This window comes from Pseudoalteromonas sp. MQS005, from assembly GCF_001661605.1.
Taxonomy (GTDB): domain Bacteria; phylum Pseudomonadota; class Gammaproteobacteria; order Enterobacterales; family Alteromonadaceae; genus Pseudoalteromonas; species Pseudoalteromonas tetraodonis.
Window position 1 is genome coordinate 85,914 of the sequence record NZ_LYRQ01000001.1, and the last position, 14,432, is coordinate 100,345.

Sequence of the window (14,432 nt, forward strand, 5' to 3'; positions counted from 1 at the left end):
AGTTCAACTACTAAAATTGGCGTAATTTAAACATGTTAACGAATGAGAATCAATATTATTAAGTTTTAGTTATATTTACATTTGCCGTAAAAACACGCTATTTTTATAACATTTTTAACTAAGTGTTTAGCTTTGCTTTATAAAACCAACATAATGTATTGGCTGGTGGCGGTTAATTTAACCTGAACGTTGCTTGAGATAGATTTATTATCCAGAGTTCAGGTTATTTAAGGAGTGGGGTAACCTAAGCGTAGCTTAATAAACTCAGCGAGTTTAAACACGGCGTTTTCAGGTTCGCGGGCAGTTTTAACTAAACTAATGCCAATGCTACCGAGCGCAGGTAAATTTTTAGTGTGTAATTGATAGGTTAAATCGTTCGGCACCGTACTTCTTGCCAATACAGTAATACCTAAACCTTCTTTTAATGCCGCAATTAAACCGGTTAAATCGGCGTTGCTGTAAACAATACGGTATTTAATACCTGCTTTTTCAAGCGCTTGGGTTGCTCTGCGGCGATAAATACAGCCTTCAGGTGCTGTTACTAAGGTAACGGTTTCATTTTGCGCCAGTGAAAGATCGCCAACCCACACTAATTGGTCTTGAATAAAAATAGGGAACTTTTCTGAGTCAAGCTGCTCATTTAGCGCCAGTACTAAATCAAATTGATCTTGGCGCTCATCCGAAAGTAAGTGTTTACTCAAACGTGATTTTACTTCAAGTGATACCTCAGGATAGAGCGCCACAAAGTCGCCAATAATGGAGGGCAAAATACGTGCTGCAAATTCGCTAGGGATCCCCAGGCGCACTTTACCAGTGACACTTTCTGAGGTGAATAACTGTAAAATGGCATCGTTATGTTGCACCATTTGTTTTGCCATAGGCAGTAACAGTTCACCATATTGATTAAGTACTTGGCGTTGCCCCTGCTTTTTAAATAATTTATAGCCTAATAAGTCTTCTAAACGTTTTACTTGTAAGCTTACCGCCGGTTGCGAAAGGCCAAGTAAATCGCCTGCTTTGGCAAATCCACCTACCTCAACCACCATAACAAATGTACGTAAACTGTCGGTTGAAATGTTTTTCATATTTAAAATTACTATTTATATGGCTATATATATAAGTATTATTTATCAATTGATAAGTAATTACAATTTGTTGTTGTAAGCCTTGCGCAATATACTTTTGCTATTAAAGATAGATAGGTATTTGTTATGACTTTTAACCCGATAATGTTTGCCCGCCATAGCAACGCTAACAGCGCGGTTATTAATGCCTTACAAGCTAATAACAGCCACGTTGTTATTGATTTTAGTGGCAGTGAAGCATCGGTATTTTTAAGTGCTATTTTAGGTCATGACCTCACCAAACTAACCGCCAGTGGCTTTGGTTTCAAAGGCACATTGGATGGCGATTTAAATTCTGATTTTAGCTACGCCGTTTACTACTTTAGCGAAACCGCCTTTCGATTTGTGCTTCCAGTTAATGCCAGCCTGCAATTACAATCGCTTATTAACGAGCAACAGCTTAGATACGATATCGACTTTGTGGTACGCACCGATTTAGCAACCTTTACCTTAACCGGTAGCAACGCCTTTGATACCTTAGTTGATGCGTTTAAATTAACCCCTGGCTTACGCCTTGCTGATGCGCAGCTTTGTTATGGCGCGCAAAGTGGAGACGTGTTTGTTACCGCGGTAGATCAAAACAACGAACAGCAGTTTATTGTTATTGCTAAAACAGCCACGCTTGATAAGTGGCAACAGTATATGCAGCAACAGGGCTTTAGTGTTAACAACACGCAAGCAGCCTAACGAGTAAAAGTTAAAGATTACAATTTGGTAGGCGTATTAATGGCTACCATGTTATTCCCCCTCATTTAATTGAGGCCACGCCCACACACATGGGTTAATTTAAAAGTGAAGGAATATTATGACTTCTAAAACAGTATTACATGCAAAGCACCTTGAAGCCGGGGCAAAAATGGTTGATTTTCATGGCTGGGAAATGCCAATTAACTACGGTTCACAAATAGAAGAACACAACGCCGTACGTAACGATGCGGGCATGTTCGACGTATCGCACATGACCATTGTTGATATACAAGGTGAGCAAGCACAAGCATTTTTACGCAAGCTTGTGGCTAACGACGTTGCTAAATTAACAGTACCTGGCAAAGCGCTTTACACCGGCATGCTTAACGAGCAAGGTGGTGTAATTGACGACTTAATTATTTACTACTTTAGCGAAACATTTTATCGCTTAGTGGTTAACTCAGCGACCCGTGAAAAAGACCTAGCACATTTAGCTAAGGTATCGAGTGACTTTGCTGTAACGGTTACTGAGCGCCCAGAATACGCCATGATTGCGGTTCAAGGCCCTAATGCACGTGCTAAAACAGCCCAGGTATTAAACGCAGACCAGCAAGCTGCAGTTGAAGGCATGAAGCCATTTTTTGGTGTTCAAGCCGGTGATTTATTTATTGCTACAACAGGTTATACTGGCGAAGACGGTTATGAAATTGTAGTACCAAACGAGCAAGCAGCCGATTTATGGCAGCAACTGCTTGATGCCGGTGTAGCGCCTGCGGGCTTAGGCGCGCGCGATACACTGCGTTTAGAAGCAGGTATGAACCTTTACGGCCTAGATATGGACGAAAGCGTATCACCACTGGCAGCTAACATGGCATGGACTATTGCATGGGAACCAGAAGATCGTGACTTTATTGGTCGTGATGTTTTGGTAAAACAACGTGCAGAAAAAAGTACTCACAAGCAAGTAGGTCTTATTCTTGAAGAAAAAGGCGTACTACGCAGTGGTTCTAAAGTAATTGTTGATGGTGGCGAAGGTGTTATTACATCTGGTACATTCTCACCAACATTGGGCTATAGTGTTGCATTAGCACGTGTGCCACGTTCAACCGGCGACACAGCTCAAGTAGAAATGCGTAAAAAATTAGTTAACGTAAAAGTAGTTAAATCGGGCTTTGTACGTAACGGTAAATCAATAATCTAAATAATTTGGTTATACCAATAAATAAGTTAGCCTTATTCATTGGTATTCTCCCAATCTAAACCAAAGGATGAAAAAAATGAGCAATATCCCTAGCGAGTTAAAATACGCACCTTCACACGAGTGGGTTCGTAACGAAGGCGACGGCACTTACACTGTTGGTATTTCTGAGCATGCACAAGAACTGCTTGGCGACATGGTATTTGTTGAATTACCAGAAGTAGGCGACGAAGTAGATGCTGGCGAAGACTGTGCAGTAGCAGAGTCAGTAAAAGCGGCATCAGACATTTACGCGCCAATTAGCGGTGAAATTGTTGCCATTAACGAAGAGCTAGAAGATGCGCCTGAAACAGTAAACAACGACGCATACGGCGACGGTTGGTTATTCCGCATTAAAGCGTCAGAAGAGTCTGAGTTAGATAACTTATTAGACGCTGAAGGTTACGCGCATACAATTGACGAAGACTAATCGTTAATTAATAAAAGCCCCTCTATGTTAAAACATTGGGGCTTTTATGATTAAAGCGCTTATTTTTCCATACAAAGTAAGCAGCTAAATCATCACATATTTTAATCAATACTAGTTACCCATTAGTATTTGGATCATAGGAATCTGGACACATGTCAAACGCCAAATCTCTTGAACAATTAGAGCAAAAGCAAGATTTTATTCGCCGCCATATTGGGCCAAGCCCAGCGCAAGTAAACGACATGCTTAGCGCTCTTGAAGTATCGAGCGTTGAAGAGCTGATCGGTCAAACTGTACCTGCTGGTATTCGTCTTGAGCAAGGTCTTAATATCGGCGAAAGCCACACCGAAGTTGAAACACTAAGCTACTTAAAATCAGTAGCAAGCAAGAATAAAGTTTTCAAATCGTATATTGGCCAAGGCTACCACCCAACTCACGTACCGCACGTAATTTTACGTAATGTACTTGAAAATCCGGGTTGGTACACAGCGTACACACCGTATCAGCCAGAGATTGCACAAGGGCGTTTAGAGTCACTATTAAATTTCCAGACTATGACCCTAGATATTACCGGCCTAGATTTAGCAAGTGCCTCACTGCTTGACGAATCAACCGCTGCAGCCGAGGCTATGGGCCTTGCAAAACGTGTATCTAAAGCTAAAAAAGCCAATGCGTTCTTTATTGCCGACGACGTACACACGCAAACCATTGACGTAGTGAGCACCCGTGCAGAGCAATTTGGTTTTGAAATTATTGTAGGTAAAGCGGCCGATGCTGTGAACCACGATATTTTTGGCGCGTTATTCCAATACCCGTCAACATCAGGCGAAATTGTTGACATAACAGACCTAATAGCTGGCGTACAAAGCAAAAAAGCGATTGCCTGTGTAGCTGCCGATATCATGAGCTTATTACTATTAAAAGCACCCGGTAAATTAGGCGCCGACGTAGTACTGGGTTCAGCACAACGTTTTGGCGTACCTATGGGTTACGGCGGCCCACATGCTGCATTTTTTGCAACACGTGATGCGTACAAACGTTCATTACCAGGTCGTATTATTGGTGTATCAAAAGACCGTTTAGGTAACGATGCATTACGTATGGCAATGCAAACCCGCGAGCAACATATTCGCCGCGACAAAGCCAATTCAAACATTTGTACTGCGCAAGTATTACTAGCGAACATGGCTGCGTTTTATGCGGTATACCATGGCCCGCAAGGCTTAAAAACCATTGCACAACGCATTCACCGTTTTGCTGATATTTTAGCAACTGGCTTAAAAGCAAAAGGTGTGGCACTTAAGCACACTACTTGGTTTGACACATTAACCGTAGTTGATGAAAACAAAGCCGACGTGATTGCGCGTGCTGTAGCTAAAGGTGTTAACTTTGCTACTAACCATGCGGGTGAATACTCAATTTCAGTATCAGAAACCACAACCCGTGCAGACGTTGCCGAGTTATTTGATATTATTTTAGGCGAAGGCCATGGCCTAAGCGTAGATGCGATTGCTGCTGATGTTGAAGCAAATGGCAGCGACTCTATTCCTGCAAGCCTAGTGCGTGATGATGAAATACTAACGCATCCAAACTTTAACAGCTACCACAGCGAAACAGACATGCTTCGCTATATTAAGCGCCTTGAAAACAAAGATTTAGCGCTTAATCATTCTATGATCTCGTTAGGTTCATGTACCATGAAACTAAACGCGACCGCTGAAATGATCCCAATTACCTGGCCTGAATTTGCAAACCTTCACCCATTCTGCCCGCTAGACCAAGCAGAGGGTTATCAAGTAATGATTAACGAGCTACACGATTGGCTAGTTAACATTACCGGTTACGATGCGGTTTCATTGCAACCAAATTCAGGTGCACAAGGTGAATACGCAGGCTTAATCGCAATTCGTAAATACCACGAGTCACGAGGGGATGCGCACCGTAACGTATGTTTAATCCCAAGTTCTGCACACGGTACTAACCCAGCTTCGGCACAAATGGCCAGCATGAAAATTGTGGTTGTTAACTGTGATAAAAATGGCAACATCGATATGGAAGACCTAAAAGCGAAAGCTGAAGAAGTCTCTGAAAACCTATCATGTGCCATGGTAACGTACCCATCTACCCACGGTGTATACGAAGAAACGATTCGTGAATTATGTGAAATTGTTCACCAGCATGGTGGCCAAGTTTACATGGATGGCGCAAACATGAACGCGCAAGTAGGTGTTACTAGCCCAGGCTTCATTGGCTCAGACGTATCGCACTTAAACTTACATAAAACCTTCTGTATTCCACACGGTGGCGGCGGCCCAGGTGTTGGCCCAATTGGTGTTAAATCGCACCTTGCGCCATTTATGCCAAACCACAGCGTAATTAACGTACCAGGTACTAATGAAGGAAATGGTGCAGTATCGGCAGCGCCTTACGGCTCTGCAGCTATTTTACCTATTTCATGGGCTTACATTGCCATGATGGGCTCTGAGGGCTTAAAACAAGCGACAGAAATGGCGATTGTAAATGCTAACTACTTAAGCAATGAGCTAAGCAAGCACTTCCCAATTTTATACCGTGGCCGTAATAATCGCGTTGCTCACGAATGTATTATTGACCTACGCCCATTAAAAGAAGCCTCAGGCATTACTGAAATGGACGTTGCTAAGCGCTTACAAGATTATGGTTTCCACTCACCAACAATGTCGTTCCCAGTAGCGGGCACATTAATGATTGAGCCAACTGAATCTGAGTCTAAGGGCGAGATTGACCGCTTTATCGAAGCGATGGTATCGATTAAAGGTGAAATTGATAAAATCATTTCTGGTGAATGGTCTATCGAAAACAACCCATTGGTATTTGCACCGCACACACAAGCTGATGTGTTAGGTAATGAATGGGACCGCGCGTATGACCGTTTTTACGCTGCATTCCCAGTCCCAGCAGTTGCTAAAGATAAGTTCTGGCCAACGGTTACGCGTATCGATGACGTATACGGCGACCGTAATTTAGTATGTGCATGTCCTCCGATTGAGACATACCGCGACTAATTTTTGAACTTTAATGGGTAGTAAGTTCCACTGTAGAGTGGGATTTATCGAAATTATAAAAGCCGTTGCAGCAATGCAACGGCTTTTTTGTGTGTGGTGAAAAACCATTTCAAATGCTTATGTAGGTTGGGTTGAGTGAAACGAAACCCAACGATTCTCCAATTGTCGTACTCTAATAAAGTCTGTGACTTTATTTTGGTAGTTTGTGAGTCGAATATAGTTTGTGACTCATAAAGAATAGAAAAGGTGAGTCTAGTGCTCACCTTTTTTTGTGGACAAAATTACGGTTTTTGTTAGTTTGTTATTCATAACTCTTTAAAAATTACATGTATTTCATAGGTAGGGATAAAATATGAAAAAAATTGATCTGCACCTGCATACAATATCAACACCTAGCGATAGTTATTTTGAGTTTTCTATTGATGCGCTTTCAAAATATGTTGCTTCAGCAAAGTTAGATTGTATTGCCATAACAAATCACAATACGTTTGATAAAACCCAATACTTAAAAATATGTGAGCACTTAGGAATACTTGTATTACCGGGGATTGAAGTAGATCTTGAGGGGGGACATATATTAGTGATTTGTGACCCTTCTGAGATAGATGAATTCACAAAGAAATGCGAATTGGTTAATCAAGATATACCAGATGCTAAAACGCACATAGATTTTAATCGATTTGTTGAAATTTTTGGTGATTTATCTAATTACATTTTGATACCTCATATCGATAAATCCCCCGCAATTAATAAGCAAACACTTGATAAGTTTGGTGACTTTTTAGACTGTGGAGAAGTACGTAGTGTTAAGAAGTTTCTTTATGCGATGAAACAAGGGGCGAAGTTGCCACCTGTTTTATTCAGTGATTTGAGAGCCAAGGATGGGCTTAAGCAGTTCCCTACTAGACAAACATATGTGGATCTAGGTGAACTTAGTTTTCAATCTTTAAAACTTACAATTAGAAATAGAGACAAGTTGTTTCTGTCAGAGCTTGAAGGTAATAGCTTTTTTTCAATACTAGATGGGCGTGTACAAATCTCGACTGGTCTTAATGTGATTCTAGGGCAAAGATCAAGCGGAAAGTCACATACACTTGATTCGATTTTGGAAGGGGCTTTAGACGAAGAAGTAAAATATATAAAGCAGTTTGAATTGCTAGAAAAAAGTGAATCTGAAGATGAATCAAAATTTGAAGAAAAGTTGAGAAATGGTAGGCGCTCTTATATCGAGGATTATCTAAAAGAATTTAAATCTGTTGTTGAAGAAGTTGAGCATATAGATCTTGATTATTCAGATAAGTTAATAGGAAATTACTTAGAATCATTAAAAACATTTGCTTTTAATAAAAACCGACATGACTCCTATTCTTCGACTTCAATGTTCAATGAAGAAAAGTTTAAGCCTACAAGCACGGATTCTTTAACAAGCTTAATTAAGGCAACTCAAGTACTACTAGATAATGTGGCCTATAAAGAGATAGTTGATAAAAATATAGATCGGAATAATTTAGTTAATTTACTATCAGAATTAGTTAACGAATATAGGCTGCTTTATAAAGTAAATAAGGAAAAGATATTTGTTAATGGGATCGTTAAAGACATTCAGGCGCAATTAAACGTTCAGTCTGCCACAACTCCAATCTCAGAAGTTGATTTATACCAGAGTGCAATTGACAGACAAAAGGTGAGAAAGTTTTCAAAAATTTCAGATTCTTTAAGGCAACCAGCAGATGAGACTATTGAATATGTTCAGGGGTTTCAGGTTGTAGCTAGAAAAGGCCAATATAGTGGTGCTGGGGAATTGAGAGCCGTGAATAGAAATGTTGGATCGTTTACTGATGCATATAAATCATACTTTAACCCTTACCAATTCTTACAAACTTTAAAAGAAAACGACTCAGTAGACTCAAGTGATTATTACAGGTTTTTTTCACGCATTAAGTATGAAGTTTTAAACAACAATGGTTATAAGGTTTCTGGCGGTGAGCGCTCTGAATTTAGATTACTTCAAAGTATTAAAGATGCTTATAAATATGACATACTTTTGATAGATGAACCGGAGTCATCCTTTGATAATATTTTCTTGTTGAACAAAGTAAACAAATTGATAAAGGATTTATCTAAGCAAATGCCAGTTGTAGTTGTTACACATAACAGTACTGTTGGCGCGTCTATCGAACCTGATTATTTGTTATACACGAAGAAAGAGGTGAAGAATGGAGAGGTCGAGTACGACATTTATTCTGGTTATCCAAATGATAAGCACTTAAAAAACCCCAATGGGGAGATTCATCCAAATCATACAATTCAACTTAACTGCTTAGAGGCAGGCATAGAACCATACAAGGATAGAGGCAAATCATATGAAATACTTAAGAATTAATGAACTGAAAGCTGAGTATTCTATCGATGGAGAGCAATGGAACTCGATAGAACAGATAACAAAAGAAGATCTGTTATCAATAGTTGATCATGCATTAGAAAACGAGTTTTTTATGGATGACCCACGAGAGAGTAAAATTGGCAATGATGCTCATAAGATAATTTACTCTAATATTTATGAAAAGCTCCTTAAATTGTTTGATGAAAGAAAAGTTTTTAAGGACGAGTGTGATTCACAGTTTAAAGAAGCATTAGAGAAGTATGCCGAGTAACTATCTCACAAAGCAAACTACCCGAATTAACCAAAGGATGGATGTAATTTAGTGTCTAACCATGATAGTAAAATCGCTTGCGATACTCACGGCAACTCTAACGCAACTTTCATTTGCCAACACTTAGCCAGAGGAGATGGTTTAGGTTTTAATTTGGGTTACGACCCTGATAACCCAGACGAATTATGCCCTGATGCTTGGTGCGATAAATGGAACCAAAGAACCAAAGGGGTCAAATCTTGACTTCAGACATCAAAGGTCTAGATTTATAGTTTACTGCTTATTGAGTGAATTACTATGTCTAGGCCGCTGCGAATAGAGTATGAAAATGCGTTTTATCATGTAATGAATCGTGGAAGAGGGCGCGAAAATATCTTTTTAAGTGATAACGACTTTAAGTATTTTTTACATTGCATTGAGCAAGCAAGCCTTCGCTTTAATATTGAAGTACATTCATATTGTTTAATGACAGTGAAGCGCTTTCATCCACTTTTTTTAAGTTAATATAGTTTTTTATAAATTGTACTTCTCATGAGCTTAGAAATGTTTTATTGATTCACTTTTCAAAATATGTAAGCATTGAGACAGCACAAATTACTACATGCTGTAGTATGCTTTTTTAGGGAAAATTAATAACGCAAGGAGCGGACATGACTAACCAATTCTTAGTACCAAACGACTACGCTATTCATATTGTAGAAAAGCGAATGAGTATCGATGCTTTAATAATCGCACTCTATAACACCCCCTCTGAAAAGACATTCAAACACTTTAAATTTGTAAACTCACACATTGTTGATGGCTATGCAAAACCTGGGCAGATCGTATTGATATCTCCAATCAATACAATGGAATGCACTGAGCTAGAACAGCAATTTCAAGCTTCAGCCCTTGATGTAGATAAAAAGCTAAGAGAGCTTGATGAGCATGAAAAAGAAATACTTTCTAAACGTTATGAGCTACTTAGTAACGTCGCTAAGTATAATGGGTTGTATTTAGGTGTTGCTAACAACTCATGGAACTCACATGTTGGGCAAGTTAAAGCGATTTTAAAGGAATTAGAAAAGACATACGTTAATCAATACAATGCGCATGGTAACTTAAATAATCAACAGTTTTTTCATAGACGCAAACTTCTTTTTACTCGCTTAGATACGGCTCTAAGTCGCTTTGCTCAACCTGCCTTGGGCGGAAGTTTAGTGGCGGGTGATATAAGACGAAATTTAGGGTTAAGCTCTAAAAGCATGATACATCATTGGCAACAACAAGGAGGGGTGGCTAAAAGTATTCCTGAATTTGCCCAAAACTACAAAACTGTAGCCAATATGGCCAAAAACCTAAAAAGAGTTGGGTATGTTGGAATTGCGCTGACAGGTGTCGAGGCCAGTGCAAATATCATAAAAGCATGCACAGAGGGAAATGAGCAAGCTTGTACCAAGGCCAAGTATGTTGAGACAGGTAAGGCTGGAGGTGCTGTTTTAGGTGGTGCTGGGTTAGGCTATCTTGGAGGCTATTCATTATGTAATGTAGTTTTTGGTTTACCATCCGGAGGAACGAGTCTTTTATGGTGTGGTATTGTTGCGGGCGGAGCAGGCGGTGTTCTAGGTGGCTCTGTTGGAGGTTATTCTGGAGGGGTTGCAGGCGAGTTAATATATGAGGTTGTTGAAAAGTAATGGAGCCTATTAAGTTGTGGTTTTTAACTCTGTTTCTTACATCTGCGGGTCTTTTCTTTTTTATAATATTACCAATTTTAATAGCTATAAAAGATAAAAAAACACGGTTGGTAGAGGATGTTCTAGATGATGGAAATCGTTTTTACTCATTAAATATCATAACTGCTGGTAGCGGAGCATTGCACTACGGTTCTATATTTCTATTCGATTGGTATGCTAGACGTTATAAGGTAATAGAGGAGAGAGAAAAGGTACCCAAAAATTTGCAGATGTGGTTTAAGCTTTATTATATTTTGTTTATAACATTTAGCCTTATGTTTTTATTAGCATGCTTAATGGCCTACTTTGTTTAGATTAACTGCTTTTCTTTGTTTAGATTAACTGCTTTTCTTTTTTGTTGATTAAATAATGGATTTGATATTTTTTGGTATTGGCTTAAGTGTTATTTTTATCATTCTTTTACCTTTAGCTTTTTATTTAAAAGGAAAAAAGCTCAGAACGGTTGAAGATATTTTAGAGCATGGAAATCGCTACTATTCCCTAAATATTTTTATGGCGCTTCATGGTTTACTTCATTATGGCAGTGTATTTTTATTTGATTGGTATGCAAAACGGTATAATTTATTAAGTGATAGAAACAAGGTACCAGCTTACGTCTCGAGATTATTTAAAGTGTATTTTGTAATTTTTATGCTTTGCGCACTATTAATGTTTTCATCTGTATTTTTGAATAATGGCTTTAGGTGATGGTAAGAGGAATGAGAGCTACTAACTTACAGAGTCATTCAATATTAAAACTAAAATACAGCTTAGTCTGTGCTTTAGCTATTGTATCAAGCGTTATTAGCTACTCATCATTAGCATTTACAATATTAGTTATGCTTTGGCCTTATGATACTGTAAATGAGCTAGGGCCTAGGGCTATCGGGTTTTTTATTGGCATATGCGTGTTTATCTTTCTTGGGGCGCTCATATCTACAGGTAGAAGCTGGGTTATTAAAGTTTACCGCTTAGTTGCTGGGTGCTCTATAGTTGTGCCCCTCATTTATATTTTGGGTTTAATATTTGAGCAAAAAAATGAACGTTCATTTAATGGTTTAGAACTTTCATTTTTATTTATGATTTTTAATTCATTTACATTGCTACTTTTTAAAAGTAAGTATTTAAAGGTGAGTGTTAATGTTATTAAAAGGCTTAAAAGACGGCAAAAAAAGCAAATGGAATACTTAAAAAGCTTTAGTAACAAAAACAAATGAGGGTAACCTAAATCGTATATGTAACGTGTACTGCTACTGCAATTTGAACCAAAGGGGTCAAATCTTGACTTCAGACATCAAAGTTCTAGATTTATAGTTTAAAGTTTATTGAAAGAACCAAAGGGGTCAAATCTTGACTTCAGATATCAAAGTTCTAGATTTATAGTTTATTGAGTGAATCGCTATGTCTAGGCCGTTGCGAATAGAGTATGAAAATGCGTTTTATCATTTGATGAATCGTGGAAGAGGGCGTGAAAATACCTTTTTGAGAGGCTGTAACTAATTTTGTGTAACTGCCTATCTCAATATACTCTACAGAGAGTTAAGGATAGGCAGATGAATATGAATAAAAAAGAGCTAGAAGCTTTCGCAAAGGAAGCAGCCAAAGGCATTAAAACACCTGAGGACTTAAACGAGTTTAGTCAGATGTTGAAGAAAATCACCGTTGAAGCGGCATTGAATGCAGCAAATGGATGAGCATCTTGGCTATGTGAAAAATCAAAAATCTACATCATCAAACAGTCGCAACGGTAAAAGCAGCAAGCGCGTTAAAACCGAGGATGGTGAGTTTGAGCTCGATACGCCTCGTGACCGTGACGGCTCGAGCGCACCTCATTTGATTTGGCCTATACCTACACCGATGCAAAAACAGCAAACGACACGGTTAATACAGATTGGTGGGTAAAATTACCAAAAGGTAGCCCATTACTTAACATTCCTAAACACAGTGCAAATATGCGCCTTAAAAGAGAGTTAAATGACTTAATCGATTTAAATGCGACTGTTGGTATAGCTTTACAGTATGAAGGTGAACGCTTAGGTGAAACCATAGACCCTACATATTATTTACCTTCGTATACGCTGGTGAACCTGTTTGCAACTTATAACGTTAATGATGATGTGAGTTTACAGTTGAACGTTAATAATGTGCAGGATAAAGAATATTACTCAAATTCTTACTCTGCAATTTGGACTCAACCAGGTGAGCCAGTCAATTATAAACTGAGCTTAAAATATAACTTTTAACTTACCCTTGGGGCAGGCTTAAAGATGCTTGCCCCATCACTTTACTCAGGCTTTGCATCTGTTCCAAGTAAAGCGTCAATGTAGGCGAGTTCTTCGCTAAAAATACCACTAAAGAATGCAGATTGTTCAATTATTACAGCGTCATTAGGCTGGGCTTTGTAGCTTTGCTGGCATCTGGCAAGTTCGCGGGTTAACCACGGGCACTCATTGCTTGCAGTGTTTATGGCTGCTTTTAAAAAAGATGACCATTTTATTTTTTGTAAATTAAAGCGATAGAGCATTACGGCGATATCGCTATAGGCTTTGTGCTCAAGTGATGGTGGGTTACCACTCGTTACTGCGTCATTTTTTAATAGTTTGCTGTTGAACAGTGCTTGTTGCAGTGCGACCTGTTGTGATTGACTTAAAAAGCTTGTTGTCATGATGCGTGAGTAGCCCTGGTTACAATAGAAAATAGCATTTTGTATTAAAGGCTAAGCAAGGCGTTTTATGACTCATGCAGCACCGAAAAAATGCAGCAACAGTGATAACAAAGTTGGCCTGACTCTTTACTGAATTAATAAAATACAATTGTAATTGGGTTGGATAGTTTCGAAGAATAAAGTTAATAAAACTGTTCTTCCCTAAAATGAATTTTATCCAAAACTGCGTTATTATTTTATTACTTTGATCAACTGCTGAGATCACCTTGAATTACTTAGCCCACCTTTATTTAGCACAGCCTACGGCTGATTCTCACTTTGGGAATTTGTTGGGAGATTTTGGTGGTCAAAGGCAGTTAACGCATATACCTAAAAGCGTTAAAAGCGCGCTTGATAATCATTATTTAGTGGATAAATTTACAGACGCACATCCTTTAGTCAAAGAAGCTAAGCAGCTTTTTTCAGCCAAGCGCAGGCGCTTTGCAGGTGTGGCAGTTGATGTGGTGTTTGATCATTTTCTTATTGCGCATTGGCAGCAGTTTAATAACCAATCACTAATTGATTTTAAGCACACCAGTTATGACCTTTTGGACAGGCGTATACCTGTAATGCCACAGAAAATGCAGCGTGTAGTAACCAGTATGACGAAAAACGATTGGTTTAAGGAGTACGAAAGCATTGATGGGGTGGGGCGGGCGCTTGATAATATTGCTAAACGAATTCGCTTTACTAATAATTTTGCAGGTACCTCTGAAGATATAATCCGCCATTATAGTGAGCTAGATGAGCTCTTTTTAGCGTTTTTTCCTGAGCTGATTAAGCACGTTAATGAGTTTAATTTGGAAAGCGCACCAAAATAGAGTGTGCATTCAATATAAG

16 protein-coding genes and 1 pseudogene are annotated in these 14,432 nt (G+C 38.9%); 15 read left to right on the forward strand and 2 right to left on the reverse strand.

Features of this window, described 5'->3' with window-relative positions:
• Window positions 1-227: 227 nt before the first annotated feature.
• Window positions 228-1,085 (reverse strand): LysR family transcriptional regulator, encoded by an 858-nt coding sequence (locus A9479_RS00440; RefSeq protein ID WP_064662420.1) that lies wholly within the window; start codon window positions 1,083-1,085, stop codon window positions 228-230.
• Between the two features lie 126 nt (window positions 1,086-1,211).
• Here A9479_RS00440 and A9479_RS00445 point away from each other — a divergent pair, with 126 nt between their 5' ends.
• From A9479_RS00445 to A9479_RS00515, 14 genes and pseudogenes are all read left to right on the forward strand, one after another.
• Complete coding sequence (locus A9479_RS00445; RefSeq protein WP_064662421.1) at window positions 1,212-1,811, forward strand: hypothetical protein; 600 nt, start codon at window positions 1,212-1,214, stop codon at window positions 1,809-1,811.
• Window positions 1,812-1,929: 118 nt separating this feature from the next.
• A complete protein-coding gene (gene gcvT / locus A9479_RS00450) occupies window positions 1,930-3,012 on the forward strand; it encodes a glycine cleavage system aminomethyltransferase GcvT (protein ID WP_008112433.1) in 1,083 nt (360 codons plus the stop codon).
• 76 nt (window positions 3,013-3,088) lie between these two features.
• Window positions 3,089-3,478, forward strand: coding sequence for a glycine cleavage system protein GcvH (gene gcvH / locus A9479_RS00455; protein ID WP_008112430.1), 390 nt, complete (start codon window positions 3,089-3,091; stop codon window positions 3,476-3,478).
• Between the two features lie 152 nt (window positions 3,479-3,630).
• A complete protein-coding gene (gene gcvP, locus A9479_RS00460) occupies window positions 3,631-6,522 on the forward strand; it encodes an aminomethyl-transferring glycine dehydrogenase (RefSeq protein WP_064662422.1) in 2,892 nt (963 codons plus the stop codon).
• 352 nt (window positions 6,523-6,874) lie between these two features.
• The gene (locus tag A9479_RS00465) at window positions 6,875-8,905 is read left to right on the forward strand and encodes a hypothetical protein (RefSeq protein WP_064662423.1); all 2,031 of its coding nucleotides are present in this window, start codon (window positions 6,875-6,877) and stop codon (window positions 8,903-8,905) included.
• The gene (locus tag A9479_RS00470; protein WP_064662424.1) at window positions 8,886-9,176 is read left to right on the forward strand and encodes a hypothetical protein; all 291 of its coding nucleotides are present in this window, start codon (window positions 8,886-8,888) and stop codon (window positions 9,174-9,176) included. Before A9479_RS00465 ends, A9479_RS00470 begins: the two co-directional genes overlap by 20 nt.
• A 51-nt stretch (window positions 9,177-9,227) precedes the next feature.
• Window positions 9,228-9,419: a hypothetical protein gene (locus A9479_RS00475; RefSeq protein ID WP_064662425.1), complete on the forward strand. Its 192-nt coding sequence runs from the start codon at window positions 9,228-9,230 to the stop codon at window positions 9,417-9,419.
• Window positions 9,420-9,473: 54 nt separating this feature from the next.
• Window positions 9,474-9,680, forward strand: coding sequence for a hypothetical protein (locus A9479_RS00480; protein ID WP_064662426.1), 207 nt, complete (start codon window positions 9,474-9,476; stop codon window positions 9,678-9,680).
• A gap of 146 nt (window positions 9,681-9,826) precedes the next feature.
• Window positions 9,827-10,849, forward strand: a complete 1,023-nt coding sequence (locus tag A9479_RS00485; RefSeq protein WP_064662427.1) for a hypothetical protein — start codon at window positions 9,827-9,829, stop codon at window positions 10,847-10,849.
• Window positions 10,849-11,202 (forward strand): hypothetical protein, encoded by a 354-nt coding sequence (locus A9479_RS19895; RefSeq protein WP_036956032.1) that lies wholly within the window; start codon window positions 10,849-10,851, stop codon window positions 11,200-11,202. The genes A9479_RS00485 and A9479_RS19895 overlap by 1 nt, the downstream gene beginning before the upstream one ends.
• A gap of 55 nt (window positions 11,203-11,257) precedes the next feature.
• Window positions 11,258-11,596, forward strand: a complete 339-nt coding sequence (locus A9479_RS00495; RefSeq protein ID WP_064662428.1) for a hypothetical protein — start codon at window positions 11,258-11,260, stop codon at window positions 11,594-11,596.
• Window positions 11,597-11,607: 11 nt separating this feature from the next.
• The gene (locus A9479_RS00500) at window positions 11,608-12,105 is read left to right on the forward strand and encodes a hypothetical protein (RefSeq protein ID WP_156520086.1); all 498 of its coding nucleotides are present in this window, start codon (window positions 11,608-11,610) and stop codon (window positions 12,103-12,105) included.
• A 342-nt stretch (window positions 12,106-12,447) separates the two neighbouring features.
• Window positions 12,448-12,727: pseudogene (locus A9479_RS19575) on the forward strand (transposase); the annotation flags it as partial.
• Window positions 12,727-13,131, forward strand: coding sequence for a TonB-dependent receptor (locus tag A9479_RS00515; RefSeq protein ID WP_082918284.1), 405 nt, complete (start codon window positions 12,727-12,729; stop codon window positions 13,129-13,131). The pseudogene A9479_RS19575 and the gene A9479_RS00515, both read left to right, overlap by 1 nt.
• A gap of 41 nt (window positions 13,132-13,172) precedes the next feature.
• Here the strand turns inward: A9479_RS00515 and A9479_RS00520 are convergent, their stop codons facing one another.
• Window positions 13,173-13,553, reverse strand: coding sequence for a hypothetical protein (locus A9479_RS00520; RefSeq protein ID WP_064662433.1), 381 nt, complete (start codon window positions 13,551-13,553; stop codon window positions 13,173-13,175).
• A 266-nt stretch (window positions 13,554-13,819) separates the two neighbouring features.
• On the opposite strand from A9479_RS00520, the gene A9479_RS00525 reads away from it, so the two are divergent.
• The gene (locus A9479_RS00525) at window positions 13,820-14,413 is read left to right on the forward strand and encodes an ACP phosphodiesterase (protein WP_064662434.1); all 594 of its coding nucleotides are present in this window, start codon (window positions 13,820-13,822) and stop codon (window positions 14,411-14,413) included.
• Window positions 14,414-14,432: the final 19 nt, after the last annotated feature.

Excerpts from the sequence above, each read along its gene's own strand:
- A9479_RS00485 (WP_064662427.1), top strand. The coding sequence starts at position 9,827 with ATGACTAACCAATTCTTAGTACCAAACGACTACGCTATTCATATTGTA.
- A9479_RS00440 (WP_064662420.1), bottom strand. The coding sequence starts at position 1,085 with ATGAAAAACATTTCAACCGACAGTTTACGTACATTTGTTATGGTGGTT.
- A9479_RS19895 (WP_036956032.1), top strand. The coding sequence starts at position 10,849 with ATGGAGCCTATTAAGTTGTGGTTTTTAACTCTGTTTCTTACATCTGCG.
- A9479_RS00500 (WP_156520086.1), top strand. The coding sequence starts at position 11,608 with ATGAGAGCTACTAACTTACAGAGTCATTCAATATTAAAACTAAAATAC.
- A9479_RS00445 (WP_064662421.1), top strand. The coding sequence starts at position 1,212 with ATGACTTTTAACCCGATAATGTTTGCCCGCCATAGCAACGCTAACAGC.
- A9479_RS00520 (WP_064662433.1), bottom strand. The coding sequence starts at position 13,553 with ATGACAACAAGCTTTTTAAGTCAATCACAACAGGTCGCACTGCAACAA.
- gcvT (WP_008112433.1), top strand. The coding sequence starts at position 1,930 with ATGACTTCTAAAACAGTATTACATGCAAAGCACCTTGAAGCCGGGGCA.
- gcvP (WP_064662422.1), top strand. The coding sequence starts at position 3,631 with ATGTCAAACGCCAAATCTCTTGAACAATTAGAGCAAAAGCAAGATTTT.
- A9479_RS00470 (WP_064662424.1), top strand. The coding sequence starts at position 8,886 with ATGAAATACTTAAGAATTAATGAACTGAAAGCTGAGTATTCTATCGAT.
- gcvH (WP_008112430.1), top strand. The coding sequence starts at position 3,089 with ATGAGCAATATCCCTAGCGAGTTAAAATACGCACCTTCACACGAGTGG.
- A9479_RS00480 (WP_064662426.1), top strand. The coding sequence starts at position 9,474 with ATGTCTAGGCCGCTGCGAATAGAGTATGAAAATGCGTTTTATCATGTA.
- A9479_RS00495 (WP_064662428.1), top strand. The coding sequence starts at position 11,258 with ATGGATTTGATATTTTTTGGTATTGGCTTAAGTGTTATTTTTATCATT.
- A9479_RS00465 (WP_064662423.1), top strand. The coding sequence starts at position 6,875 with ATGAAAAAAATTGATCTGCACCTGCATACAATATCAACACCTAGCGAT.